The 4876-nt window shown below is 65.6% G+C and carries 4 protein-coding genes; all 4 read left to right on the forward strand.

Annotated elements, in window-relative coordinates; translation table 11 throughout:
- Nucleotides 1-2011 (forward strand): condensation domain-containing protein (locus ACXWUF_RS18695; protein ID WP_458496108.1); only part of this gene is annotated, 2011 nt, incomplete at its 5' end.
- A gap of 2 nt (nucleotides 2012-2013) precedes the next feature.
- Nucleotides 2014-2940 carry a DUF6208 family protein gene (locus ACXWUF_RS18700; protein WP_458496109.1) on the forward strand — a complete coding sequence of 309 codons (927 nt, stop codon included), beginning with the start codon at nucleotides 2014-2016 and terminating at the stop codon, nucleotides 2938-2940.
- A 225-nt stretch (nucleotides 2941-3165) separates the two neighbouring features.
- Nucleotides 3166-3414 carry a phosphopantetheine-binding protein gene (locus ACXWUF_RS18705; RefSeq protein WP_458496110.1) on the forward strand — a complete coding sequence of 83 codons (249 nt, stop codon included), beginning with the start codon at nucleotides 3166-3168 and terminating at the stop codon, nucleotides 3412-3414.
- Complete coding sequence (locus ACXWUF_RS18710) at nucleotides 3414-4685, forward strand: beta-ketoacyl synthase N-terminal-like domain-containing protein (RefSeq protein ID WP_458496111.1); 1272 nt, start codon at nucleotides 3414-3416, stop codon at nucleotides 4683-4685. The genes ACXWUF_RS18705 and ACXWUF_RS18710 overlap by 1 nt, the downstream gene beginning before the upstream one ends.
- Nucleotides 4686-4876: the final 191 nt, after the last annotated feature.

Consider the following 4876-nt stretch of genomic DNA (forward strand, 5'->3'; position numbering starts at 1 on the left):
CGTGTCCATGGGCGAGCGCGCCACCCAACTGGATGAAACCCGCCAGACGCACCTTCGGGAGGGACTGATCGAGGCCATCCGCGCTTTGGGGGGCGTGTCCCTGGAAGACGCCCAGGCCCGCGTGCGCGAGATGGAAGCACAGAATTTCCCGACGGAGGAGGTTTACGGGTATCTACAAGCCAAGGCGGGCGGGCGGCGGCTGGTGGACAAATCCCCTTCCTATGGGATGGACGCCCGGATTCTGGCGCGGGCCGAAACCGTCTGTCCCGGTGCGTTCTACATCCATCTGGTCCACCACCCGCTGGCGGTGATGGAGTCCTTCGTGCGGAACCGCTTCGACAAGATGCTGGGCCTCAAGGCCGACGACCCTTGGATGCTGGCCGAGGCGGTGTGGCGCACTTGCAATGGCAATATCGCCGCGTTCCTGGAAAACCTCCCCGCCGAGCGGCGCATTTTGATCCGCTACGAAGATTTGGTGGCCGACCCGGCGGCTTGCCTGCGGGGCTTGTGTGAACGGCTGGGCCTCGCCTTTGAGGACGCGACGCTCCACCCCTACCAAGGGGAGCGCATGACCCGCGGCCTGCACGAGGTTTCCTTAGGGATCGGCGACCCGAATTTCTTGCGTCGTGAGCGCATCGAGGCGGGTCTGGCGGATGCCTGGGAGAAGCATCGGGACCGCGCCGCCCGCTTGGGTGAGGATACTTTGGCGCTAGCCCGGCGCTTGGGCTATGGATTCGGGGATGCGGCGGGCGATGTCGTCGAGACTTCGGCCTATGGCTTGGCACCGGCTCAACAAGCGTTTTTCCGGCACCACGGCGCCGACCCGGTCTGCCACATCGTGCAGCGCCTCCGCTTCTCCGGGGCGGAGCGGCCCGACGCGGCGGCACTCGGGGACGCGCTGCGGACCCTGGCCCGCCGCCATCCGGTGTTGTCCCACCGCTTTATCCGCGAGGGTGGCGACTACCGGCAGGCACCGCAACCCGATCTCGCCATCGACGTGTTGGAAGAAGATGTTTCGGGGCTGGAAGAATCGGCGCGGCGGCACCGCGCCCAAGCCGTTGAACAGGCTTTGCACGACCGCATCCGCATCGACCGCGCTCCGTTGTTCGCCTGCGCCCTGCTGCGACAAGGCGATCATGACGAATTGATTTGGGTGGGCCATCACCTGATTGTCGATGGCGTCTCGCTGGCCTTGCTGGTCCGGGACTGGTTCGACCGGCCCGGACAGCCGCCGCTCGAACCGCCGCCCGCCCTGCGTTTCCGCGATTACGTGGGGGCCATGGCAACGCTGGCGAAAAGCGCCGAACTGGCCGCGCAACAGGCGTTCTGGCTGCCCCATTGCGCGGACCCGCCGACCGGCTTTCCCGTGGATTGGGCGCGGGGGCCGAACGATTACGCTTCCGAGCGAACCGTGACGGGCACGCTTCCCTTGCCGCCCGCCGCCACCCCCGCCGAGTTGGGTTCGCATTTGGCGGTGGCCCTGTACGCCGGTCTCGCCGACTGGTGGGGCGTGGCGGAACCCATTTTGGCGCACCGGCTGCATCGGCGCAGTTTGGGCGAGGCTGGTGTTTATCCCGACGTGGTGGGTTGGTTCGCCGGGGATGCGCCGTTGCGGCTGGCGTCGGGCGGTTCCCTCGCGGAGCGCCGCACCCGCTTCCGGGAGGCGCTGGCCGCGCTGCCCCTGGGCGGCGTGGGTTATGAATTGCTGGCCTTGCAAGGCGCGTTGCCGTTCGCCTATCAGGTGGCCCCGGTGCGGTTCAACTTCCAGCCGCGCCGCCTGTTCGCGGGTCTTAGCGGAATTGACCACGAGGTTTATCTCCACCACGCCCCGAGCCTAGATCGCCAGTACCTCATCGACCTCATCGTCCGGGAGCAGGACGGCCAACTCAAGGTCATCGCCCGCTATTCCGACAATGTCCACGGCGAGGCCAGCATCCGCCGCCTGCTGGAAGCCTGGGCGCGGGCGATAGCGGCACCGGAACAACCCAATCTCCACAGCGAGGTGGCCTGACCATGTTGAAATCTTTGATTTGGGTTTGGCGCTTGCCTCTCGCGCTGGCTTCCTTCGGTTTTTACCGCATGGTGCGTTTTTTGTTCCGCAAGGCGGCGGCAAGCGATGCCAAAAAGAAGCTCAAAAATGGGGCCGGACACGAATGGAAGGGCATGTCCCAGTTGTTGGAAATGCCGGGCTTTCTGCCGTTCCTGATGGTGACGGGGCCGCGCTGGAACTGCCACGCCGTGATGGGGGGCTTGGGTCCGTTCGAGGCGCGGGCCGGCCTTGAAATCGACATCGCGGCGGCGCGGGCGTCGGCCCGGCACTGGACCTTGGTGATTTACGAGGGGGAGAACAACGCGATCCTCACCGCCGTGGGCGCGGGCTCGGTGCCGGAAGACGCCGACACATTCCGGGTTCCGTTGCGGCCGGGATTGTACCGCATCGTCCTCAGATATTACGGGTGCGGGGAACGGGTCTGGTTCCCGGCGGTGACGGTGGATGACGCATTAGACATTCCCGCCTTCGATGCCAGCGCCGAGGGCGGGAAGTATCAGGCATACCTGGACAGCGTGCGGGGCAAGCACGGGGCTTTTTACGGCGCCCTGCACTATTACATCCATCCCTTGCTGACTTGGCGGGACCGGCTGCCGGAGGGTTTCGTGCGAGGAGAATTCCTGCCCGTCGGCAATCCCGAGACGGCTTTCCTGTTCGGGCCATTGGAGCCGGGCGAACGGCTGCGGGTGGATTTGAACGGGGAAGCCGCCGCCGTGTATGTTGTCATCTACAATGCCAGCAGTTTCCCGCTGTTCTGGCAGGCGCTCAGCGCGGAGGGTTACACCAGTCCGGCCATGGCGGGCCGGGGGTTTTACCTTATCCGCATAATCCGGGATGGCAGGCAGGCCCAACCAACGGATGCGGCGCGTGTCACCCGCCTCACGGCGTGAATGAGGTTATTAGAGCGCCGCTCGCTCGGCTTCGATACGCGATTCGTAGGGTACGCCGTGCGTACCCTACCGCTTTAATGCGCCTTCACCCGTCAGGGCAATCGCGCCATCCCCCTCTCGCCTTTGGGAGAGGGAAAAGCAGTCGCCTCCGACATAGCGCGATTGCCCTGATTCACCCGTCCAATGAAAATACAAATTGCAATTAAACAAGAGGCACAAACATCCATGACCAGCAAAGAAGACATTTTCCGGGTGGTGAAGGGCGTCATCGCCGAAATGCTGCCTGACCTCGATCCGGTAGAGATCGAGGCGGCCCGGAGCCTCTCGGAACTGGGCGCCAATTCCGTGGACCGCACCGAGGTGGCCGTACTCTCCATGGAAAAGCTCGACATCAGCGTCCCCCTGGTGGAGCTAGCCAAGGTTAAGAACCTGGAACAGTTGGTGGAGTTCCTGCACGGCAAGCTGAACCCCTGATGGCGCACAAGGTGGTCATCACCGGGATGGGCATCGTGAGCGCCATCGGGCACACGCTCGTGGAATTCACGGACGCCCTGCGCTCGGGCCGTAGCGGCATCGGCGTGCGGGGCGAGGCTGGTCCCACCGGGCCGGTGTTGATGGCGGAGGTTCGGGATTTCTCCCTGCGGGACGCGCTGGACGCGACCTTGCCCGACGAGGCGGCGGCGTTGCGGGCAAAAACGTTCAGCACCCTGCGCCGTTCGCCGTGGGCCACCCAGGCGGCGGCGGTCGCGGCTGGTCAGGCTTGGTGCCAAGCGGGTTTGATGAGCGCGGCAATCCCCGCCGAGGCCATCGGCCTGGTGGCGGCGGGGCATAACCTGGGCCAGAACCACCAGCACGCCGCCGCCCTGAAACACGCCGTCAGCCCCGCTCACGTCAACCCGTCCTATGCGCTGCATTTCATGGACTCGGACGTGCTGGGCTGCATCAGCGAGGCGCTGGGCATCCGGGGCGAAGGCTGCACGGCGGGCGGGGCGTCGGCCAGCGGCAATGTCGGCCTGATCCAGGGCTTCCGGCTGGTTAGGTTCGGCCTGGCGGACTGCTGCTTGGTGGTGGGCGTGCCGGCGGACCTGTCGCCGGTGGAGTTGCAAGGCTTCATGAATCTCGGCGCGATGCGGTCCGGGCCGGTGCCCGAAGCGGGTCCGGCGACGGCTTGCCGACCCTTCGACATGGGCCGCGACGGCTTCATCCCCGGCCAAGCCGCCGCCTGTCTGGTGCTGGAAAGCGAGGCGTCGGCACTGGGGCGCGGCGCGGCCATCCTCGCCGAACTGGCCGGGGCCGCCATCGCCCTCGACGCCAACCGCCTGTCCAACCCCTCTGCCGCAGGGGAATCCCGGAGCATGGCGAAGGCCCTGGCGGACGCGGGACTAGAACCCGGCGAGATTGACTACCTGAACAGCCACGGCACCGCCTCCCCCCTGGGCGACGAGACCGAGTTGCAGGCCATCGGCGAGACCTTTCAGGTCCATCTGGACAGGCTCTGGATCAACGCCACCAAGGCACTGACCGGCCATTGCCTGTGGTCGGCGGGGCTGGTCGAAGCGGTCGCCACCGTGCAGCAGCTCCGGCATAGCTTCGTGCATTCCAATCCCAATTTGGCCGAACCCATGGCGGCGGGCTTCCGCTTCGCGGGACGGCGGGCCGAGGCGGCGGAACTCCGCGCCGCTTTGAGCAATTCCTTCGGCTTCGGCGGGATCAACAGCAGCATCGTTATCCGCAGGACGGCCTAAATAAGCCGGCGCCTTCCAATTTCCCCTTACCCTCACTGCCCTTGACCTAACGGATCCTCGGATAGAGGCCGACTCGGTTTTGAGAACCGAGTCGGCCTTTGCCGCCGTCTCATATTCATTTTGAAATGCGTTAAGTTGGCGGATTCCCCGCTCGTACCGGCTTCGTTGGCTGAGCGGAGTCGAAGCCAACG

Source organism: Methylomagnum sp. (assembly GCF_054333355.1).